The organism is Lewinellaceae bacterium (assembly GCA_020636135.1).
Classification (GTDB): Bacteria; Bacteroidota; Bacteroidia; order Chitinophagales; family Saprospiraceae; genus JAGQXC01.
This window is the reverse complement of the sequence record JACJYK010000001.1, coordinates 3,476,190-3,499,862: the sequence shown is the minus strand read 5'-3', so window position 1 is coordinate 3,499,862 and position 23,673 is coordinate 3,476,190. Positions and strand designations below refer to the sequence as shown.

Here is a 23,673-nt window from a genome sequence, read left to right as displayed (position 1 = left end):
TTAATTGCGGCCTTCCAGCCACTTCCTTGCATTCACAAAGGCCAGATGCCAAGGTGAAACTTCATCCTGGCGGTCTTTGGGATAATGTGCCCAGTTCCACGGAAACATCGACCGCTCGATGTGTGGCATGGTTACCAAATGGCGGCCGTCCTTCGTGGCCAGCATCGCCGTATTGAAATCACTGCCGTTAGGGTTGGACGGATAGGCATCGTATCCGTATTTCGCAATGATGTTGTATTCCTCTTCTGGATTTGGGAAAATGAATTTTCCTTCACCATGTGAGATCCATACCCCTAAAGTGGTCCCGGCCAGGCTGGATAACATGACTGAATTGTTTTCAGGGATGGTCACCGAGGTGAACGCAGATTCGTGCTTGTGTGAATCGTTGAAGCCCATTTTCGGCTTGTGGTCGTGGTCTGGGTTGATCAACCCGAGTTCAATGAAGAGCTGGCAGCCATTGCAAATGCCAATGGAAAGTACATCATCACGCTGGAAGAAATGCTCCAGGGCAATGCGGGCTTTGTCGTTGTATTTAAAGGCTCCCGCCCATCCTTTCGCTGATCCCAGAACGTCGGAATTGGAAAATCCACCTACTGCTCCCAGGAATTGCACATCGTCCAGGGTTTCCCTTCCCGACATCAGGTCGGTCATATGTACATCACGTACTTCAAATCCGGCCATAAACAAGGCATGTGCCAGCTCCCGTTCGGAATTGCTTCCTTTTTCACGCAAAACGGCAGCAATGGGCCGGGTGGTACCAGGTGATTGTATCCGGCCGGTATTAACCGCAGGAAATAGATAGGTCAGTGGTTGGTGCTTATAATTATTGAAGCGCTCATCGGCCAGGTTACCTGCCGTTTGTTTGCGATCAAGGAGTCGTGAAGTTTCGTACCACACATCCCGGTAGTGATCCACGGTAAACTTGTAGGAGTCATTGCTTATCGTGACGGTCAGATCATTTGCTTTTACCACCCGCCCTAATCGGTGCCAGGGCAAGGGGATGTCTTCCAGAGCTGCACCATCGGAATCATCCTTCAGCTGCAGGACCAGGCCACTGTTTTCAGCAAACAATACCCTGACCGGATCGGATTCTCCAAGTGCGGAGAGGTCCACCTGAGCTCCCAGGTTATTGTCGGCAAAGCACATCTCCAGTAAGGTGGTGATCAGGCCACCAGCGGATACATCATGCCCAGCCGCGATCTTGCCATCATGGATGAGTTCCTGAATAACATCGAAGGCCTTTGCCAGCCCGGCAGCATCCAGGACATCGGGTGTCTGGTCTCCAATTCTGTTCCGGACCTGGGCAAAGGATGAGCCTCCCAGATGGTAGGCATCTCCGGAAAGATTGATGTAGTAGATCGAGCCGCTTCCTGGTTGGAAGACCGGTTCTACAATGCCGCGAATGTTATCACAAACCCCTGCGGCAGAGATGATCACCGTCCCCGGAGCAATTACTTCTTCACTGCCGTATTTTTGTTTCATCGACAGAGAGTCCTTTCCGGTTGGAATATTGATGCCGAGATCAATGCAAAAATCGGACGCAGCCTGTACCGCCTGATACAATGCCGCATCCTCGCCGGCATTGCGGCACGCCCACATCCAGTTAGCCGATAGGGATACGGACTTCAGCCCTTCCTCGAGGGGAGCCCAGATGATGTTGGCCAATGCTTCGGTGATGGCAATGCGGGAACCGGCCGCCGAATTGATCAGGGCGCTCGCCGGAGCATGCCCGATAGCGGTCGCGATACCAAAATGGGTGTCGTAACCCAGAGCCATTACACCGCAGTCGTTAAGCGGCAGTTGAAGGGGGCCGGCACATTGCTGTCTGGCCACCAGTCCTCCTACACACCGGTCAACTTTATTGGTCAGCCAGTCCTTGCAGGCGACGGCTTCCAGACGCAGCACCTGCTCCAGATAATGGTGCAATTCCGCAACGTCATAGGTCACCGGATGATAGCTGTATGCGACTGAGACGTCGGTCATGATGGTCCTTGGCGAGCTCCCAAAAATGTCGAGTAAGGCCAGATCCATGGGCTTGGCTCCGGATGCCGAGGAGGTAAATACAAACCTTCCATCACCGGTAACCTCACCCACTACGTACATGGGAGCTCGTTCCCGATCGGCGATGCGTTGCAGGGCACCTATACTTTTTTGCGGCAAGACCAATCCCATACGCTCCTGGGATTCGTTGCCGATGACTTCTTTCATCGAAAGGGTAGGGTCGCCGATGGGTAGCTGATCCAGATCGATGATGCCACCGGTCGCTTCAACCAGTTCCGAGAAGCAATTCAGGTGTCCACCAGCGCCATGGTCATGGATGGCAACAATCGGGTTTTCTTCGTTTTCTACCAGGCTGCGGACTGCATTGGCAACCCGTTTCTGCATTTCGGGGTTGGACCGCTGCACGGCATTGAGTTCAATGCCAGAGTGGTATTCTCCGGTATCGGCAGACGATACGGCAGCTCCGCCCATACCGATCCGGTAATTGTCGCCGCCCAGCAGTACGATTTTATCGCCTGGTTTCGGCGTGTGTTTTTGTGCCTGATTGGCCTTGCCCATACCCACGCCACCGGCCAGCATGATCACTTTGTCGTAACCCAGTTTGCGGCCCTGTTCTTCGTGTTCAAAGGTGAGGAGGGAGCCGGCGATCAGTGGTTGCCCGAATTTATTGCCAAAGTCGGATGCTCCGTTGGATGCCTTGATGAGGATATCCATCGGGGTTTGATACAACCAGGGTCTCTCGGACATGGCTTTTTCCCATGGCCGGTTTTCATCCAGCCGGGAGTATGCGGTCATGTAGATGGCTGTGCCTGCAAGTGGCAATGAGCCCTGTCCTCCTGCCATGCGGTCCCGGATCTCTCCACCGGAACCGGTTGCGGCCCCGTTGAAAGGTTCTACGGTAGTCGGAAAATTGTGCGTCTCTGCTTTCAGGGAAACGACGGAGTCGAAAGGTTTCTTCTCGTAATAATCCGGATGATCCGCCGATTTGGGTGCAAACTGATTGAGGCGAGGTCCTTTGAGGAATGCCACGTTGTCCTTATAGGCGGATACGATCGAATTCGGATGAGCTTTGGAAGTCTTTTTAATGAGCGCAAACAGGGATGCCGCCTTTTCCTCACCATCGATGATGAAGGTGCCATTGAAGATCTTATGGCGGCAATGTTCGCTATTGACCTGTGAAAACCCGAACACTTCCGAGTCGGTCAGGGGGCGGCCCAAGCGGTGAGCCAGGGTTTCCAGGTAGGTGATTTCTTCAGTGCTGAGAGCCAGGCCTTCGGACTCGTTGTAAGCGGCTATGTCTCTGATCTCCTCGATGGGCGCCGGCTCAATATCAATGGTGTAAAGTTGTTGATCGAGCTGGGCATACTTCTGGGACAGCATCGGATCAAATGTGGTTTTTCCATGGTCGTCGGGGATAAACTTCTCGATACGGCGTATCCCGTTGATACCCATATTTTGGGTGATCTCTACCGCATTGGTACTCCAGGGGGTGATCATGGCTGCACGTGGGCCGATGAAATGACCTTGAACATGCTTCTCCTCCAGATGATTGACGTTGCCAAACAGCCAGGACAACTTGGCCCGGTCTGCTGGAATCAATGCATGATCAACCTCTACTGCGTAAAGGAGGTTCGTGGGGCTTCCAAAAAATTGGATCATGGTAATTGCCTTAAGAGGCAAAGATCGGTTGTTCTGATGAACTCGTAAAGCCAGGAGATCAAAAAGTTATGTAAAAAATGAATATATGTGCAGTTGTGGTATTATGGTGTTGTGGTTTTGAGGGCAGTTGTATGTTGTATGTTGTTTGTTGTTTGTTGTGAGTTGTGAGTTGTATAGGTGTAGTGTTGTAAGGTGTTTTGGTGTTTTGGTTTTGAGAGGTAGTTGTTTGTTGTGAGTTGTTATGGTGTTGTGGTATTATGGTGTTGTGGTTTTGAGGGCAGATGTTTGTTGTTTGTTGTTTGTTGTATGATGTATGTTGTTTGTTGTGAGTTGTATAGGTGTTGTGGTGTTATGGTGTTGTGGTATTATGGTGTTGTGGTTTTGAGGGCAGATGTTTGTTGTGAGTTGTTTGTTGTGAGTTGTATGTTGTATAGGTGTTGTGGTTTTATGGTTATATGGTTTTATGGTGGTTGGGAAAACGAGACATGTTAAATCCAACAGGCAGGAATGATTCCTTTTCAAAGAAATGTTGAGAACGCATAAATCTGAAATCATTCAATCTTAAGCCGGAAATTAACCTGAAATCACATCATCGTTCCAGGAACTGACGAATGATGCGGGTATAAGGTCTCGGTTCGTTCAGATAGGGGAAATGTCCGACATCTCGGAGCCGCACCACACTGGCCTGCGGGTAACATTGACGCAAACCTTCCTGGAGATCCGGATTAACAAGTGGGTCATTATCCGCCTCGATGATCAGCATTGGTTTGGAGCGCTGGGCGTCAGTGGACGCCGGATCGAAATGTGCAAGGACCAGGTCCACCCGTCCAATGAATTGCTTTTTCGTCATCAGCCCGGAATACTGTTCCTTGAGGTAAGCTTCCACCACCGGATCGTTGTGTGCTGCGGGTAATACGCCTTCATGTAAATTCTTGCGGAATTTGTCCATGATCATCCAGGCCGGCACCCAGGGCAGCCATTTTCGCAACCCGCCATATTGTTTTTGGTAAAAGTCATTTGGGGCAAACGTGTTTCCCAGAATCAGGTGGTCAATCCGCTCCGGGTGTTTGCTGAGGAGGTATTGCGCCAGGTAACCGCCCATCGAGGTGCCCAACACGGATGTTTTGGTAAACCCTTCGGCATCCAGAATGGCCAGAATGCCTTCCATGGCGGTATTCAGATCATGGACTTCCGGTAGTGTGATGCTGATGATGTGAAAATCCGGCTGCAACTCTTCAATCTGCTGCCACCAGATGTCGTAAGCGCCTCCCATGCCATGCAGGAATAGTAATTGCCGGTCCCCCTGACCGGTGATCAGATATTGCCATGTTGCTCCTCCCGAGCTTAACGACTTTAAAGGCAGCTTGCGGAATTCCATTAGGCTGGATTCTATGGCATCCGCTTGAGGGTAATAATCGCTGAAGGTGGCCCGGTGGACCGGTTTTAGGTAGATGACCCCGATCATAACGAAAAAAGTGAGCAGGATCACGGCAGTTTTTTTCATCGCCCTGATTTACAAAAAGGAAAGGTAACGAAAAGATGGTTATTCCCCTGGCCAGGAAATTCGACCGACGGAACAAAGTTCCCTCCATTAAGAAATCAAGTTAAGAGTGGGTTTTCTATTTTGCAGCTTATCAATTGATTATCATGAAGTATGTATTTCTCGTTACCCTGGTCCTTACCTTGTTACAATGCACCAACGAGACTCCTGATGCTGCCGTTAGCGGACAGCCCTGGTATTTGCAAAACAGGGAGCCACTTATACAAAAACCCTACCTGGAGCTGCCATTGGGAAGTATCCGGCCGACCGGTTGGTTGAATAATCAGCTGGTGCGAATGGCCAACGGACTGACGGGAAACCTGGACAGCATTTATCCTGAGGTGGTCGGTTCCAGAAACGGCTGGCTGGGCGGTGACGGGGACGGCTGGGAACGTGGTCCCTACTGGATCGACGGATTGTTACCACTGGCCTATATTCTCAATGATGAAACATTGAAGCAAAAAGCACAAAAGTGGGTGGAATGGACATTGAGCCACCAGCGTGAAGATGGTTACATTGGTCCGGTACCCTTTACGGAAGAACCAGCACCAGAACCCGGATTGCAGCGGGGAATGCGGGAAGACTGGTGGCCTAAAATGGTTATGCTCAAGATCCTCCAGCAATATTATTCGGCAACTGGCGATGAGCGTGTTATCGATTGTCTGACGCGTTACTTCCGGTATCAATTGCAGGAACTACCCGAACGGCCCTTGGACTTTCTTACTCTTTGGGCCAATCGTCGTGGCGGAGATAACCTGATGGTCGTTTACTGGTTATACAACATCACCGGAGATGCTTTTTTACTCGAGCTAGGAGATCTGATCAATGAGCAGACCTTTCCCTGGGCGAAAGTGTTTACCAATCCGGAGAACGATCGCGACCCGGGCCAACCCTGGTATTACAGCCAGATCAGGCGTTATCCTTTTGACACCGCCGAGATCAATGCGCTGACTGTTTCGAAATTAGCTGGCATGCATACGGTTAATTTCGCCCAGTCCCTCAAACAGCCAGTGGTGTACTACCAAAAAAGTCATGATACCCGGGATGTGGAAGCGGTCCGTAAGGCTCTGCGCGATGTCCGTAAATACCACGGTCAACCACAGGGTATGTACGGCGGCGATGAACCGTTACATGGCAATAACCCGGTTCAGGGGATCGAGTTTTGCTCGATTGCCGAGGAAATGTTTTCCCTGGAAACCAACCTGACCATCACCGGTGATCTGGCCTTTGCGGACCAGATTGAACGGATCGCCTTTAATGCTTTGCCCACGCAGGCCGATGACGATTTCCGGACCCGCCAGTATTTCCAGGCAGCCAATCAGGTTGAACTGACCCCGGCCGCAGACCATACCTTCGAACGCCAAAATCACATGGGTACCGATTTCGTCTATGGTGTCCTGACCGGTTACCCGTGCTGTACCTGTAATATGCACCAGTCCTGGCCGAAGCTGGTGCAGAACCTTTATTATGCAACACCGGATCGTGGAGTGGCTGCTTTATTATATGTTCCATCGGAAGTGGAATTGATGGTTGGCGATAGCACCCGTCTGAGGATTGTGGAAGAGACGGGATATCCATTTCGGGAGAACATTCACTTCACCCTGCATCCGGAAAGGGAAGACCGGTTTGCCTTCCATCTGCGGGTACCTGCCTGGTGTACCGCGCCGGCAGTACTGATCAATGGTCAGCCCTGGGAAGGTGTAGTACAAGATGGCATCGTTGTGATCGATCGGAGATGGAAGGAGGGGGATCAGGTTGTACTTAAGCTGCCCATGGAGTTGAAGACGTCCAGCTGGTACCAGTTTGCCCGGGCCATTGAGCGTGGTCCCCTGGTTTATGCTTTGAGGATCGAAAGTAGGGAAACGAATGGATTTGTCAGTGACCGCTTCCGGTCATTTACAGAGGTGCATGCGGCCACCCCCTGGAACTATGCCCTGATCGAAAAGAAGCTGAACGATCCTGGAAATGCGGTTGAAGTGATTGAAAATGACTGGGATGGCCGGTATCCCTGGAATCTGGAAAATGCGCCGGTCTCCCTGAAAATGAATGCCTTCCGGTTGCCGGAATGGCAGTTGGCGGATGGAATCCCCTCCCTGCCGGCTGTGTGGGGAAGGTATCGGGGGCAGGATCCGCAACTGGAGGAGATTACTTTAATACCCTATGGTTGTACCACCTTGCGTATTACCGAGTTTCCGGTATGCCGGCTGGAATAGGGGAATTAAAAAACGGAAGCAAATGAATTGCCTCCGTTTTTCTGGGGATGAACACAGCATCCACCAGTTACTTCACATGAATATCCAGATTTCCAGCAATGATTTCCTTCACACATAGATGGGGCCAGGTGTCCACAGAATTGATATCCGGCAGATGGGTGTCTAAACCCGAAAACCACTTCCATGCAATACCATCTCCTTTGACGGCAGGGGTACCCCCATCATGAATATTAATGGCAAGAAACTGACCAATGCGACAGTTTTTACCGTAAGGATTTACTCCGCCACCAGAAGGGCTACCTCCATGATCTTCACCCATACAGGCTTCATCATGACCACCATCTTCCGTACCGCCGCATGAGGTTCCCTCCGGATGATCACCGGAGCAGCCATCTCCATGTTCTCCGGGTTCTCCACAAGGCTTGGTATCGGATAGGCCTACGCCCAGGATCCAGGCATTCATTTCGATAGGGTCAATAAAGACGTCCATAACTTTAACCTCAATCGCTCGTTCCAGGATACTGTTTTGCATTATGCTAAATGTAAATGTACCTTTCGCCTCTGCTTTTTCAGTAGCCTCAAATGCCTCAAAAGAGACAAATGCCCGCTTGGTTACGGTTATGGACTTAACAGCCTTTTTACCATTTCGACCATTTGTCTGGGAAGAATTCACTGTCATATTAGCTGGTCCACCAGGTAGTAGCACCTCGATGGTGCCAGTTGTTTTCATCGGTTTTGTATTGTCACGGATATCAAGTAATACGTCCGTATGCTGAGGCGGAAGATAATCGCTTTGACACCCTGACAGCAGGATAAGCAAGGTAGCAGCTATACCATAGATGGTCATTTTCATGATTTGTCCGTTTTGATTGTTAAAATCCCCAGTTGCTTAAAGTAGGCAGCTTGCTCGGTTTTTTACTTCCTCCCGAACGGTTCAAAATCCGGACATCCATGTAAGTCAGGTCATTGGCTGCATCAACAAATGCCTGTGCTCCACCGCCCGTGCCCTCAGAAGCGGCAACGATTACTTCCTCAACCGGCATCAGAATACCAGTGCCCGGGCCAAAATGGGTATTCAGCGCTACCGGCCCCAGATTATCCAGACTGAAGGTTATCCGGTAGTCCCCGGCGCCCTCATTCAGCGTTTTTACATTCCAGGTATAGCCATAGACGATTTTACCCTTCACATTGACCTCCGCAGCATAATACCCGGGACCATCACCCCCTCCATATACAGGGCCGTTAAAAATTGGTGGATTGATCAGATTATCCGTGATGCCATCGGCTTCCGTCCAGCCTTCACCTTCCTGCCACACCAGAGCACCCATCGGAACAGCTTCCCTGGGAACATTCAATTTTTGAATTAAAAGACGGGCACAATGAGAATAAACAACCGGCTGGTAGCATGGAAGAACATACGGGTCTTCGGATGATACATCTGCTTTCATCCCATGAGCCTCATCTATTCCCCATCCGGATACATGACGCATCTCATATTGGAGCATTGGTTCCGTAACATTTTTATAAAGCACCACTTCGGTTCTTACCTGCGACTTGGTATACCAATCTACCGATTCGAGGTTGTCTCCCCAGTCGATGAGATCCACATAGGTCTCCCCGATTGGGGTTACATTCTCTGCCTGCCATTCATTGAGAGCATCTTTCTGGATGAAAGCTTTAAATACCGGGCTTATGCCATCTCCGGGGATTGTTCCAGATAAGCATAAACTGGGGTCCGCCGGATTAGGTTGGCAGCTGAAAATGGGATAATTCGGGTCAATAGGATCTTCTCCCCATACATACCACCATTCTCCATCCTGTAATACAGTACCTTCACTTCCTCTCAGTAATTTTGCATAACCGTCTGTCCATAATACTGGGTATGAAAGGTTATTACCTGCAAGGTCCGTCTGTCCGCCACCTTTGGTTCCACCTTTACCCCGCGTTTCAAGAGTAGTATTTTGATTACTGTAAAGGCTATCCTTTTCGCATTGCCAAAAAACCATAGCCATCGCCATGAGGAAAAATATTCCTATGGTGTATGAAAATCGTTTCATAACAAAATTTTTAAGTAGTTAATCTAAAGCAGTCAAAAATCCGATTAATTCTCATCCTCATTAACTGGATTTCCTGTGATTAAAATAGTAACGTATGGTATATTTTATCAATAGGACAAAAGTTGAATTGGAATGAGCGATTGGGGTAGCGGATCAACTTTTTAGGTAGAGAAATTAATTTTTTGAATGCTTAAATGGATTCCGGTGCTTGCATTTTTTACACAATGGAATTTCACTTTCGGAAATGAAATTTGCTTCGAATGCATTGTATAACAAGGTGATCGAATTATCAGCGTTTAATTTGGACATAATGTTTTTGCGATGCGTTTTTATGGTGGATTCGCTGATATTGAATTCATTGGCTATTAATTTATTTGGCCTGCCCTTAATGATCCGTTCTAAAACCTCTACTTCACGGGTAGTGAGTGGAATGCCTTTAAAAATTTTATTATGGAGACCGGACTGAACCATGTCCTGCATAATGCGTCCGCAGAAATATTGATCATTGAGACAAAGTTTTTCTACGGCACGTAAAAAATATTCACTGGAACAGTCGGTCAATATGATCCCGTCTACACCTGATGCGATCAAATGTTCGCCCATTTTATTTTCAAGGTGCCCGGTAATTATCAGCAGTTGTTGTTCGTGGATCGAAATCAATCCATTTTTTATGGTTAAGAATAATGCCTCATTAATAACACTGAATTCTGCAATAACTACATCGAATTTTTTCAAAATTGGCTGGGACCAGAAATTGTCATCTGACCGGAATCGAAGTCCTTTAATATGATAGCTTAAGGAGTCTGCCAGGAGCAGTGAGAGTGCTTCAAAAATCAGCCTGTTCTGGTAAATAAAGAGTATACTATGACGCATAAATCACCGTATCGCCACAACATAACGCCCTCTGTCTGGACCGCAAATGATCGGGATCAGTTAATGATATTAATCATTGGCCGAAATGACCGTTCTCACAGCTTAAAAAGTAAATTGAATAATACATTGAATTTTGTCCGAATTCTCATCCGGAATACTCGCTTTCCTTATTCCATTTGTTGATGTGCCGGTATTACTGGCATAAAAATTAAGCAAGATGAAAACATTAAAAATCATTAAGCTTGCGGATTGGTGCCTGATCCTGGTGTTGTGCTTCTGTACATCAATTTCGGGAAAGTCACAGAATCTGGCCAATCCGGACTCTCTTGAGGATGTGACGGTAACTGGAACCATTTACGTGGATACTTCCGGTAGTTACATCCGTTATTTACTGGATGAAGGATCAGATGGATTTATGGATTACAAGGTCCATTTTGGCCCTTCATGGTATGAACCGTCCGAGGGAGATGCTGTGCGTCCCCAGGATGGCGAAGTAGTCACCATAGCAGGTGGAGTCAATACGGATGCCGTTGGTATTTTGCCATCACTCTTTGTGTATGAAATAAATGGCGAATTCTGGCGGGACCCCTATGAATCTTACTGGAATCAGTTGAATGAAGATTATTCTGTGTTAAGTTTGATTTACCCGGATGGATCAGGGATCTGTTTATTGGACACGCTGGATCAGGAAGTGGTTTCGGGTGTGGTGCTCGCAGACAGTACGTTTCTTGATTTGAAGTATTACCTGGATGTTGATGCAGATGGACTGCCTGATTACAAATTGAATTTTGGCCCTCCCTGGTATGTGCCGGAGTCCGGCATATCCTATCCGGAAGATGGACAAGCGGTTGAAATCGCTGGTATTATTGTGCATGTTAGTGTTTACCCTGTAATCGTTGTTATCTTATTGGATGGCGCGGCTTGGCGCGATCTTAATGGGCTGATGAATTACGGGCAGGGTAGGTGGATGAATGGTCAACTGGATGAATCCGAGGTTGTTTATTCACCTTTCGATACAGGAAACCGGATACTATTCAGAGCTGGATGGCATCATCAGGGTCTGCCGGGATCAATGTATTGTCAATTATTGCAAATCAATCCTCAAAATTTGCCGGCATTTGGCCAGGGCAATTCACCCGGACTTGCTGCTTACACCGTTGGATTGTTCAATCAAAACCGGCTGAACCTGATGGGACAGAATCAATACCGGATGCAGGTGAACAATCAATTGCACATTCAATTGCATTATACAGATATGCAATTAGTACGGGCTGGAATTCAACAACAAGACCGGATCCGGCTTAATTTCTGGGACGATAATGCGCAGGAGTGGTTTGAAGTTGATGAGGTTGAATACGATGCATCTGCGAATAGGCTGGAATTCGAAACGGATGTTGTTTTCGCGTATTATTTGTTAACCCGGGATGAATCGACCACGACCAGCGGTGAATTGAATTACATCCCAATGAATTATTGTGTGTACCCCAATCCGGTGCGGCAGGTAGCAAACATTCGCTGGGAAATGACAGAATCGCAACCGGTGGTGATTCGCATTACAAGTCTTGGCGGTCAGCGAATTCACCAACGGGTATACGATCGCTTATCTGCGGGTTTGAACGAAGTCCAGTACAGGCCTGATCCGGGATTAGCCAATGGAGTTTATTTCATTGAAATTATTACACTCCAGGATCGGATGGTGATCAAATGGGTTTTGGCAGAATGATGTCCTGATCGGCTCTGGATGGATAAGACGGACGTATATCAGACAGAACAGTTGCAGCTTAGAAGGTCACTTTGTACACCGCGTGGCGAAGGGTTTGACTCGATATATCATTGGTAGCAATGACGTAAAGTGAGCCATCCGGCGCCAGGGCGATATCCCAGGTATCGAAATAGAAGCGCATCTTATTGCCATTTCCGGTGCGGTCATTAGCGTCTTTATTGCCTGCCACGGTGGTTACATCACCGGTTGCATCTATTTTACGGATACAACCACAACCAAAGTCTGCGACGTATACATTGTCACTTTCGTCGGCAGTGATGGCATTTCCCCTGGCATAACCCCCATCCGTAAAACGGGCATCGGTTGCTTTACCATCAACGTATCCGGCCTGGCCTGGAGATCCGGCCACCAGCGCCAGGGTATTATCGGATTTCAGCTTCCAGACGGCATTATTTCCACTTACGTAGATTGTTTTGCTGTTCGTGGCTAGCATGGCTGAAGCATCATTAGGTATCCCTTTTAATTGGGCATTTATTAAGGTGGCAGTAAAGCTTGAAGCCGTATTGCCACCAGCGGTACCGTTGGATATACCATAAATCTCATTTGAGAAATCGGTACAAACATAATCGTAGGTTGACCCAGCCGTCGATCTTGCCAGTTTCAGGGAATAGACTCCTTGGACGAGCGTCCCGGTATAGGGAGCCTTAGTAAGGTTGCCAAACCGGAAAGTATAAAAGTAATCCCTTGCTCCGACGTAAATCTGGTCTCCATCTGAGCTGATGGAAATTGGCCTGGTGATATTATTCAGGAAGGAAGCTACCCCTAGTGTAGTCAGATCGAGCCGATAGACAATATTTTGTCCAGGCCCGGTGATGTACAAAGCATCGGTTAACACCATCCGTACCCCTTCAGCTCCCGCAGTAGGGTAGGCAGGAATAGCAGCCAGCTTGGTTACAGTGGCTTTGGAAGCAGGGGGTATAAGGACGGTAAAATCTGAAGCTGATGTGGCTTTGCGCCCGTTATTTTCTACGGTTATTTTTCCGGTGGAAGCGCCTTCCGGTACCGTGACAGCCAGTTGAGCGGCACTGGCTGTACTTACGATAGCGAGTGTGCCATTAAATTTTACGACATTGGGGACGTCCACGGAGAAGCCTTCACCCAGTATGGTCACTTCTGTACCTTCAAGGCCCATTTCTGGGTTGAAGCTGGTTATTCTGAATGGCTCCTGAGCTTCTTTGCTGCAGGAATTACTCCCGCAACAAAGGATGACCAATAGGATGACCTGTATGGCATTGCGGAAGTTGAATGGAGCCTCCATATACTACATGCTAGAAGTGATTTATCCTGTCAAATTACGGGAATCCCAATGATTTTCTAGCGAAGGGTAAATTATTTTTTCACCCGGCAAATAAGGCTATTCTATTGCTTATCAGTAAATTAGAGTTTGGCAGGTGGAGTGATATTGCCGGTCAGATTCATCCGGGCTTTTTAGCCTGGTTCTCCATCATATATCCTGCTAAGGGGTGCTGGTGGAAGCCTGGGAATGGCCCGGAACGGATAGGGTTTTTCATGTTCATAGGGGAAATAAAAAAGGGGATGGTCAGACCACCCCCTGATAGCTCTCTGATTCCGGATTAAGCCTTCTTATTCATGGCATTTCGGATCAGTCCAATGATGGCCATAAGAACGCCGCCACCTACGCCTCCGCTGGCAATGCTGCTAATGATGCTGCTGATATCCATGCCGCCACTTCCGGTGGCCATACCCAGCATGCCCAATAGCTGCCCACCCAGTCCTCCGCCGAGAATGCCGGCAATGGAGTTTCCCAGGGTACCCAGCGATTGTTTCTTCATTAAGGAACCTGCTACGTTACCACCCAGTGCACCACTTATTAACTGAATGATCAATGGTAATAAATTTCCCATGTGTTTGATTTTTAGATTTAATGTTCAATTTAGTTTATTATTCGGTATTTAAGCATTTTATGTAATTAATATTTTGTATCTATTTTGATTTTGGCCATTAAATGAAACAATCTTCATGTATTGACATGGAATTATTTTTCTTTCAAAGTGACCAATGCCAGCATCATGGAATTGTAGTACTTTTGTGCGCTTAAAAATTTCGGTGTAGCGGCACGATTTACTGGATTCCTTCGTTGTAGCTACCATATATCGAATAAATAAAAATTATGAAGCACCTTTTGTATGCACTACCAGCCCTTCTATTATTCTTTTCTGCTTGTTCCTCGGATGGAAATCAGACCGGTAAGAAAGACAGCTACCAGCTGGAAGTCACCATCACTGGAGACGATCCGAATTCATTAATTCTTTCTTATCCTGAAGGGTCAAGTGTGAAAATGGATACCCTTGAATCGGGTGATGGACATTATGTGTTTACCGGAAAGGTGGATGTGCCCACGCAGGCAACGCTACGGTTAATGAACGATATGATGTATGCGGATGTCCTTCAGTTGTATCTGGAGAATGCAACGATTAAAGTGGTAGGTGCTTATGGCGATCTGCATGAAGCAACCGTAACCGGCTCCAAAACAAATGATGACAACAAAGAATTACAAGGTCTGATGACCGGTGTTAACGATGAGGTCAATACGCTGATAGCTGCTTATCAGAATTTATCCCCGGAAGATACCAGGGCTCAGGATAGCCTTTTGAAAGTTTATGAAGGTATTGAAGCAAGCCGCCGGAAGATCATTATTGATTTTGCGGCTAAGCATCCGGCTTCTTTTGTTTCGGGAACGGAAGTTTTGAATGCGTTCATGTACAATCCCGATATCAATGAATTCCAGGCTGCCTACAATACGCTGGATACCAGCATCATAAACTCGTCACTGGGTGATGATATCAAAGAATTGCTTGAGTCTGCTAAACGGACGGCAATTGGTGAAGTTGCCCCTGATTTTACAGCTGCCGATGTACAGGGTAATCCGGTGTCACTATCCTCCTTGCGGGGAAAATACCTCCTGATTGACTTCTGGGCCAGTTGGTGTGGACCTTGCCGGGTGGAGAATCCCAATTTGGTAAAAACCTTCGATAACTTTAAAGACAAAGGATTCAACATCCTGGGCGTCTCGCTGGATGATCAGCAAGGTCGTGAAGCATGGATGAGCGCTATAACCCAGGATGAATTGAATTGGGATCAGGTCTCTGAGTTGAAAGGCTGGCAATCGGATGTAGCCAAATTGTATGGTGTTCGTGGTATTCCGATGAACTTCCTGCTGGACAAAGAAGGGAGAATCGTGGCCAAAGGATTGCGTGGTCAGGATCTGCGGGATAAACTGGGTGAATTCCTGAATTAATCCTGGGGAAAAAAAGCTGGCTTTACCTGGCTATTAACCTCTATTTCCTTTACCAGATCGTATTTAGTCCATGCTGTAATGCCAGCTGGTATTTCTCCTCGTTAAAGGCATAAAGTACCGGGGCTTTGTGGGCACCTCCCTGGCGGAATTCGTCGGTGCGGATGAGGATGTCATAGCTGAGCATCTTGCGCTGGAAATTCCGGCGGTCCAGTTTCTTTTCCAGTAAAGTCTCATACAGCGCCTGCAATTCCGGCATGGTGAACTTCTCCGGCATCAGATTAAGACCAATGGGTTGATACTTCAGTTGAACACGCAGGGTCTCCAGGGCTTTGGTCAGGATATCGTGGTGATCCAGCATCACTTCAGGCAGGTCCCGGATCGAGAACCAGTGACAGGATTCGGAAAAGAAGTCCGGTCGGGGCTCCTCGACCTGTGAGTATTCAACCAGTGCATAGTATCCGACCGTGATAAACCGCTGATCAAACCAGGATTGCAGGGAAGGATGTATGACCTGAGAATGGACCAGTTTTTCGGCATGACCCGGTAAATTCCGTGATAAATCGCCAAAGGTGTGAAATTGCCGGAGGAAGATTTGGTCCAGCCCGGTCCTTTCTTTCAGGACCCTCACAGCTGCCCGGTCCAGGTCCTCATCAGCCAGGACAAATCCACCCGGTAAGGCCCAGTCCTTGTTATGTAAAAGTTTGAGTAATAATACTTTAAGTTCATTCTCATGAAACCCAAAGATGACACAGTCCACGGATAGGCCCGGATGGCACTGTGACGGTTCAAAAGGTAATTCCATGGCTGCAGATCTGATAAGGATGCCTAAATATGATTAAAAAATCTTATTATTGTGTCATATTGACACAAAGAAATGGTATGAAAAAAAGTATAATTGCTTTTAGCCTCTTGTTTGGCTGCCTGGGCCTTCAGAGCCAGGCCAGTTACCGGGACGCTAACCAAAACGGCCGGATGGATGTTTATGAGGATCCATCTGCCTCCATGACGGACCGCATCAATGATTTGCTTTCCCGCCTTACCATTGAGCAAAAAGCAAGCCTGGTCGTCGGAACCGGCATGCGTATACCGGGAATGTTTGATGTATCCACTCCGGAGAAGGTGCCGGGAGCAGCCGGTAACACCTATCCCATTTCCCCTCTGGGCATCGACCCGGTAGTTTTATCCGACGGGCCGGCAGGCTTGCGCATCCTTCCAGTTCGTGATTCCGCCAGCACCAAACGATATTACTGTACGGCTTTTCCCATAGAAACCATGTTGTCCTCTACCTGGAATACCGACCTGGTCCAGGAGGTGGGGAAAGCATTTGGCGCCGAGATGCGGGACTATGGGGTCGACGTCTTGCTGGCTCCGGCTATGAACATTCACCGCAATCCGCTCAATGGACGTAATTTTGAATATTATTCGGAGGACCCCTTCCTTTCCGGTAAAATGGCTGCCGCCATGGTTAATGGGGTACAGTCGCAGGGTGTAGGAACCTCCATCAAACATTTTGTTGCCAACAATCAGGAGACCAACCGCATGACGGTTAACACCATCCTCAGCCAGCGTGCGCTGCGGGAGATCTACCTGCGGGGCTTTGAGATTGCCGTTCGTGAGGCACAGCCCTGGACAGTCATGAGTTCCTACAATAAAGTCAATGGCGTCTATACCTCCCAAAACCCGGATCTGCTCCAAACCATACTACGCGATGAATGGGGATTCGAAGGATTGGTGATGACCGACTGGTTTGGAGGTAACGATGCAGTAGCCCAGATGAAAGCCAGTAATGACCTGCTGATGCCCGGACGCCCACAGCAGAAGGATGCCATCCTGAAGGCCATTCAGGAAGGTGAACTCAGTGAAGGAGTTTTGGATGCGAATGTAAAGAGGGTATTGAATCTCATCCTGCGTTCTTCCTCTTTCAGTAAAGCGCCGCATTCAGACAACCCGGATCTTAAAGCTCATGCTGAGCTCACCCGCCGGGCCGGAAGTGAAGGAGTGGTGCTGTTAAGAAATGAAGGCGCACTCCCTTTGCCAGAAGGTCAGACCCGCATCGCTGCATTTGGGATAGGCTCGTATGACTTTGTTGCTGGGGGTACCGGTAGCGGTGATGTCAATGAAGCCTATACCGTCTCCCTGGTGGAAGGGATGGAGAAGGCGGGTAGACCGGTCGTGACCTCTTTGAAGGGCATGTACGAATACTACATCGATGCCGAAAAAGCGAAGCAGCCGAAGAAAAAATTCTTCTTTGAAATGTTACCCCCATTGCCTGAAATGCCCATGGATGCCGGTATAGCCAGCCGCATGGCGCGAACTACCGACGTAGCGCTGATCACCATAGGCCGGAATTCCGGTGAAGGTCAGGATCGCAAAGAAGAAGGTGATTTTTACCTTACACCTGCCGAGCTGGATATGATCAAAATGGTATCCGCGGCCTATCACGAAGCAGAAAAAAAGGTCGTCGTGATCCTCAATATCGGTAATGTCATTGAAACAGCAAGCTGGCGGGACCAGGTGGATGGCATTCTCCTGGCCTGGCAGGGAGGTCAGGAAGGCGGCAATATTGTGGCCGACGCGCTCCTGGGCAAGGTGAATCCTTCCGGGAAATTGCCTACTACATTCCCCATCCATTACAGTGACGTACCCAGCGCTTCCAACTTTCCCGGCGTGGAACTGCCCGGGGAAGGCCAAACCGTTATTAGTGGGATTCTCGGTGGAAAACCGTCAGAAGTGGTCTACGAAGAAGGCATTTATGTGGGGTACCGGTATTTTGAGACCTTCCATCGGAAAGTAGCATATCCTTTCGGTTTTGGACTTTCCTATTCGACCTTTGAGCTGTCAGGTATGGACCTGAGTTCCTCCACCTGGATGGATGAGATGACCGTATCGGTAACGGTTTCCAACACTGGCGATGTACCGGGCAAGGAGGTGGTTCAATGCTACCTCAGAGCGCCGGGTAAGAGCATGAACAAACCAGAGAAGGAGCTTAAGGGGTTTGCCAAAACAAAACTGCTGAATCCCGGAGAACAAGAAGTTATTCAAATCAGGTTGAACGCACGCGACTTGACCTCATTTGATGAAGGTAAATCAGCATGGGTCGCTGAATCAGGCAAATACGAGGTGCTGATCGGGAACTCGTGTGAGACCATCGCCCTCACTAAATCATTCACAGTTGACAAAGAAATCACCGTCGAAAAGGTCCATGATGTGATGGCTCCCGAGAGGAAAATCAATGAGGTAAAACCACCCAAGTAGCAGGAAGCCTTCAGTGCAGACATACTGGATGATGTAAAAAACGCCTTACCGGATCAACCGGTAAGGCGTTTAATGCGGTGTGCAATTCTTTTCGATTTAGGCACCAGGAAAATAGCTTTAACTGTGGCGCCCATACCTGGTTCCCGGGGTTATGCAGGATGATCCAAGTTTAGTTTGATTACGCATGAGGACTCAACGTGTCGTTGCCAGTCACCTCCAAGTTTTCAATCCATCGTACGTACCGGCCAAATGTTCAATCGCTGGCAGATCATATAGTCAAAAAACAGCTGGTTGAACGAGGATAATAATTTCCCTCAAACCGCCTGTTCAGACTCCCATGCTTCCGCCTTTCACCGTTTACTTACTACTATCCTTCAGTAATTCCTAAATGTGCGGCAGAAGGATGAGTCCGGTGTGGACTATTGTAACCAAAAGGTGGATTATTGTAACGTGATATTCAAGTGTTTGAATATCAATGTGTTCTATCAAAGGAATCCGGTGAAAAATTGAAGGAGTCAATCATTTGAGATCACTTGGTGCATGACCAAAATAGTCGGTGAAGACGCGAGAGAAATACCTGGGGTCATCAAAACCAACTGCATAAGCTACCTCGGATACATTCATGCCGGTTGATTCAAGTAATCTACGGGCATTGACCAACCTGATGTTACGGATGAAAATGGAGGTGGAAAGATTGGTCAGCGCCTTGATCTTCCGGTGGAGTTGCATCCGGCTCATGGCCAGCCGTTTACAGATATCTTCTATGGACAGGTCCGGATTATCCAGATTGTCCTCGATGATGTTACGCAGCCTCAGGATGAACTCGTCTTCAAAATGGGATTCAGCATTTTGTTGGGCTGGAGGTTCCTTTAAGGCCAGGTAACGCTCATGTAATTTCTCCCTGAGCTTAATAAGATTTCGGGCATGCAACGAAAGTTCTTCCTGATAGAATGGTTTTGCCAGGTAAATATCTGCACCGCGTTTTAACCCGGCGATACGGTCCTCTGCTGTCGTTCTTGCGGTCAGGATGATGATAGGAATGTGGCTGGTAGCCATCGAGGTTTTGAGGGTTTCAGTAACCTCAAACCCATCTTTGACAGGCATCATGACATCTGTAATGATAATATCCGGGATCAATGCCATTGCTTTTTCAATGCCTATGGCCCCATCCGTGGCGATTTCTATGGTGTAATCCTGGATTAAACAGCTGATCAGAAAGGTCCGTATATCTTCGTTGTCCTCAATGATCAGCAGTAAGGGTTTGTCTGAATTGGTAATACTGCTGCTTTCGATGTTCTTTTGGAATTCCGGCAGGGAGGCATTGCGGAAGGCGGTCAGTTCCTCGGTCACAGGAGCCGGTGACTCAAAGGCGGCTGTATTGGTAATCGGCAGGTGAATTACAAAATGAGTGCCTTTATCTGGTTCGCTGGTGACGGAAATCGAGCCACGCATCAGGTGAAGCAGTTCCCGTGTGAGCGTTAACCCGATGCCGGTGCCTTCGCCCTTGACCGTTTTTGCATTGTCGGATTGGTAAAATCGGTTAAAAATGAAAGGCAATTGATCCGGAGAAATTCCAATGCCTGAGTCAGATACCTCGATCCTCAGCTCAGGATATGGGACTCCCTCAGTGGTGTTTTCGTCGTGTTTGCTGACGGTAAGATTCACCTGTCCGCCCTGAGGAGTGAATTTAATGGCATTGGATACCAGGTTTGAAATGACCTGGAGCATTTTGCCGGGATCGTAATCCATGATCACCTCTGTCGCACTATCGGTAAAAGTCAGCTCGATCCCTTTCGAACTGGCCAGTGACTCAAAAGACCTGAGCAGATATCTCAGATAAATGATGATGTTTCCCTGGATCATTTGAAGACCCATCTGGTGCGATTCTATTTTTGCCAGATCCAGCATTTGATTGACCAGGTTCAGCAAATGCCAGCCATTGCGATGGATCAATTCTATTTTATCCTGCAGTCCCGGGGTGAGCTTTTTCCGGATCTGGTCCGAGATGCCGAGGATAACAGTCAGCGGGGTGCGAAATTCATGGGTGATGTTTGTGTACAATTTGGTTTTTAACAAGTCCAGTTCCTCCAGGGTCTGAGCTTTCAGCGCTTCCAATTGCAAAGAATGTTGCAACTGCTGCCTTTTTAATTCGTACTTGCGAAGTGCGTTTGCAACGGTCAGAAAAAGTAAAAAATAAAGCAGATAGGACCACCAGGTCTTCCACCAGGGTGGACGGATAACAAATGGGAAGTCGATTTCCGGGCTCCAGAATCCTTCTGAGTTGACAGCTTTTAAACGGAAGGTATAACTGCCGGGAGGGATCGGCCCAAAGTGCACTTCTTGGTTTGGTGACTGAGCGCTCCAGTTGTGATCCAGTCCTGCCAGTTTGTGTTGATACAGGATTTGGTCATTTTGCAGGGTGGTAATATTGGTGAATGCAATGGTCAGGTCATTGTGATTGTATTTCAGGCTCAGCTGATCCGGAACATTGCGCCATTTTTTAACCCCTCGCAGATAATCTTTGTCAAGGTGAATTCCATTGGCGAGGACCATCCGCTGTTCAGGATGAGTGGATAACTGCCTCCAGTGTACATCCTCGCCGAACAGCTGTACATTGGTTATTTCGATGGTTGGAGGCTGGGCTTCAATTTTTTCACCGGTGGTATGGATGGTGGTAGCCATGGTTCTGGTGCCGATCCAGATGTCCCCGTAGGGATCCTTGCTGATGGCACGCATATTACAGCTCCCGCCCAGGAACCCGTTGATGTACTGATAATTTCTGAAGTGGATATTCTCCTGTTGGGGGTTTGTGGTCGCAGAATAATTGATTTTACAAATGCCGTGACGCCCGCCCACCCATAAATTGTGGTTATCATCTTCAATTATGGAGCTTACCCAGTCACTGATCAATCCATTGGCTGCACGATAACTGACGATGGTTTCTGTGCCGGCATTATGAGTGTACTTAAGCAACCCTCCACCAAAGGTGCCAATCCAGAGTTGGTCTTTTTGGTCAACATATAGGGAGGTGATATAAGCATTGGTTATCCCTTGTTCAAAGGAATAATGGTACAACAAACTACTGTCTGGGCTAGTATCAGGTGCCAGTCGGTTAAGTCCATGGTCGGTGCCGATCCAATGATTTCCTGCAGCATCTTCGACAACGCATTTTACCTCGTCATTCGACAATCCCTCCGCCATTCCATAGAAGATGAAGGTATCTTTCTTGTCGCTCTTGCCGTAAGTGATTTTGGTCGCTCCATTACCAGACACCCAGATATTTCCACCCTTGTCTTCATAGATGTTGAGAACCGGGGCATCTGACAATTGGGGGAAGGTGAGGTATTGGGTGCCGTTGAAAAGAACCAGTCCGGTATTGGTGCCCAGCCAGAGATGGCCTTTACGGTCTTCCAGGATGGAAAAAATGATGGTGTTGGGAATGCCTGTTGAGGCGCCATATTGGTAAAAATATTGGCCATCGTAACCTGTAAATCCGTCTTCAGATCCAAACCAACGCATGGTTTTGCCTTGTGCAATGGATATCACATCGTTTTGCAGCAGACCTTCGTTGGTTGTCCAATGTGAAAACAGTTCACCACTGAATAATTCAAAACCGGCCGAGGTTCCAAACCATATGTTGCCGGAATTGTCTTTTATAATACTATGAACGGACCGGTCTCCCAGGCCGTCCTCCTCCGTGTACTGATAGAGCTGATGACCAGTTAACCGGTAAACACCATCCTGGAATGTCCCGATCCAGACATTTCCGCGTTCATCCTCTTCAATGGACTGAGCTGCTGACATGGATAACAGGGTGCCTGGGAAGGTGGTGATATCATGCCCACTCAGTTTAACCGGGCCACGTTGCGTGCCGATCCACAAATCCGATTGATGTTTATGGAGGGTAAAGATGGTATCGTTGATGAAAGGACTGGTTACCGGTGTAAAACCATTGTTGGTGTAAATGTATAATCCACCCCCTTTTGAGCCGATCCACAGACCCGCCTTATCCTGGATAATCGACGTGACAGGCTGGTCTGTAAAGCCCTGCGGGCGGCTGAAATGCTTGAACTGGTGGCCATCAAACTCAGTGATCCCATACTCATAAGAACCGAGCCACAAGTTTCCCGAACTGTCTTCACAGATACTGCTTACATAGTTTTCGGCATATCCGTCTTGAGATGAATAATGGATGAAACGGGAGCCATCAAATTTGGTGAGTCTCTGATCGAAATACCCTATCCAGATATTTCCCTGCGAATCCTCGCACAGGGATAATACTTTGTCATCCTTTAACCCTTCGGTTTTGGTATAGGTATAAAAATGATGGCCGTCATACCGGGTGATACCGCCATTCCATATGGCTAACCAGATATTGCCCTGACGGTCCTGAATGGCAGACATCACATTGTAGGCATCCAGGCCCTGCAGTTTGCCAAACCGGGTAATGCATGCCGGGTTGATATCGTTTGATGTCATGCCTTCAATGCGAACTGTTTTAGGCAACCTGGCTAATACCGTATCGATCATCGCAGCGCTTGTAACTGGCGGCGCCATGATTTGCCCGACCGGGTGGTTTGTGGTTGATTCCGGGATGGTCAGTCCATTTCGGACAACCCTGGATGTAATTTCCTGGTACTGTTTTTTAGCCGGAATCTGTAGTGGCTTTCCTGCCGGAATCCTTTTGATACTCGTTATTTCTGTTGAAACCGGAGCTTTAAATTGTCCGGCCGGAACCCGGGATCCGTGAATGATTTGTGGAGAAGGATCAGGGGCAAGTTTGGGCAGGACAGCGTCTTGTTGATTACAACCGGGACTGAGGAATAGTGATAAAACAAAGAAAAATTGTACTATATGAATACTTATCCGCCGCATGTAAAAAGTACCTCTGCACAACAAGGCCTTTGGAAGGCTATCTGCCTGGTTCCAATTGGTCTTTAGAATTCCAGGTAAAAATACCAGTTTTCTGGAATCGGCCATCCACCTTCTGTATTATCCCTGGCCCCGGATGCCCAGGGCGATGCAATTGCTGG

General features: G+C 48.2%; 13 protein-coding genes. 4 read left to right on the top strand and 9 right to left on the bottom strand.

All coding sequences use genetic code 11. The features are described from left to right. Window positions 1-3,660, bottom strand: coding sequence for a phosphoribosylformylglycinamidine synthase (purL, locus tag H6570_13470; protein MCB9320287.1), 3,660 nt, complete (start codon window positions 3,658-3,660; stop codon window positions 1-3). Window positions 3,661-4,249: 589 nt separating this feature from the next. Beyond that, window positions 4,250-5,164, bottom strand: coding sequence for an alpha/beta hydrolase (locus H6570_13465; protein ID MCB9320286.1), 915 nt, complete (start codon window positions 5,162-5,164; stop codon window positions 4,250-4,252). A gap of 143 nt (window positions 5,165-5,307) precedes the next feature. Here H6570_13465 and H6570_13460 point away from each other — a divergent pair, with 143 nt between their 5' ends. Beyond that, window positions 5,308-7,413, top strand: coding sequence for a glycoside hydrolase family 127 protein (locus H6570_13460; protein ID MCB9320285.1), 2,106 nt, complete (start codon window positions 5,308-5,310; stop codon window positions 7,411-7,413). Between the two features lie 67 nt (window positions 7,414-7,480). Here the strand turns inward: H6570_13460 and H6570_13455 are convergent, their stop codons facing one another. The 3 genes from H6570_13455 to H6570_13445 all read right to left on the bottom strand — a co-directional run bounded on the left by H6570_13455 (window position 7,481) and on the right by H6570_13445 (window position 10,343). Next, window positions 7,481-8,266: a hypothetical protein gene (locus tag H6570_13455; GenBank protein MCB9320284.1), complete on the bottom strand. Its 786-nt coding sequence runs from the start codon at window positions 8,264-8,266 to the stop codon at window positions 7,481-7,483. A 19-nt stretch (window positions 8,267-8,285) separates the two neighbouring features. After that, a complete protein-coding gene (locus tag H6570_13450) occupies window positions 8,286-9,470 on the bottom strand; it encodes a hypothetical protein (GenBank protein ID MCB9320283.1) in 1,185 nt (394 codons plus the stop codon). A 174-nt stretch (window positions 9,471-9,644) separates the two neighbouring features. Then, complete coding sequence (locus tag H6570_13445; protein MCB9320282.1) at window positions 9,645-10,343, bottom strand: response regulator transcription factor; 699 nt, start codon at window positions 10,341-10,343, stop codon at window positions 9,645-9,647. A 217-nt stretch (window positions 10,344-10,560) separates the two neighbouring features. On the opposite strand from H6570_13445, the gene H6570_13440 reads away from it, so the two are divergent. Beyond that, on the top strand, window positions 10,561-12,066 hold the full coding sequence (locus H6570_13440; GenBank protein ID MCB9320281.1) for a T9SS type A sorting domain-containing protein: 1,506 nt from the start codon (window positions 10,561-10,563) through the stop codon (window positions 12,064-12,066). A 58-nt stretch (window positions 12,067-12,124) separates the two neighbouring features. Here H6570_13440 and H6570_13435 read toward each other — a convergent pair whose 3' ends face one another. Beyond that, on the bottom strand, window positions 12,125-13,384 hold the full coding sequence (locus H6570_13435; protein MCB9320280.1) for an IPT/TIG domain-containing protein: 1,260 nt from the start codon (window positions 13,382-13,384) through the stop codon (window positions 12,125-12,127). Window positions 13,385-13,700: 316 nt separating this feature from the next. Then, window positions 13,701-13,991, bottom strand: a complete 291-nt coding sequence (locus H6570_13430; protein ID MCB9320279.1) for a hypothetical protein — start codon at window positions 13,989-13,991, stop codon at window positions 13,701-13,703. Window positions 13,992-14,257: 266 nt separating this feature from the next. Here H6570_13430 and H6570_13425 point away from each other — a divergent pair, with 266 nt between their 5' ends. Next, window positions 14,258-15,385, top strand: a complete 1,128-nt coding sequence (locus tag H6570_13425) for an AhpC/TSA family protein (protein ID MCB9320278.1) — start codon at window positions 14,258-14,260, stop codon at window positions 15,383-15,385. A gap of 49 nt (window positions 15,386-15,434) precedes the next feature. Here the strand turns inward: H6570_13425 and H6570_13420 are convergent, their stop codons facing one another. Further along, a complete protein-coding gene (locus tag H6570_13420; GenBank protein MCB9320277.1) occupies window positions 15,435-16,187 on the bottom strand; it encodes an NUDIX hydrolase in 753 nt (250 codons plus the stop codon). A 77-nt stretch (window positions 16,188-16,264) separates the two neighbouring features. On the opposite strand from H6570_13420, the gene H6570_13415 reads away from it, so the two are divergent. After that, complete coding sequence (locus H6570_13415; GenBank protein MCB9320276.1) at window positions 16,265-18,640, top strand: glycoside hydrolase family 3 C-terminal domain-containing protein; 2,376 nt, start codon at window positions 16,265-16,267, stop codon at window positions 18,638-18,640. Between the two features lie 519 nt (window positions 18,641-19,159). On the opposite strand, the gene H6570_13410 is transcribed toward H6570_13415, so the two are convergent. Next, the gene (locus tag H6570_13410; protein MCB9320275.1) at window positions 19,160-23,620 is read right to left on the bottom strand and encodes a helix-turn-helix domain-containing protein; all 4,461 of its coding nucleotides are present in this window, start codon (window positions 23,618-23,620) and stop codon (window positions 19,160-19,162) included. Between the last annotated feature and the right edge of the window lie 53 nt (window positions 23,621-23,673).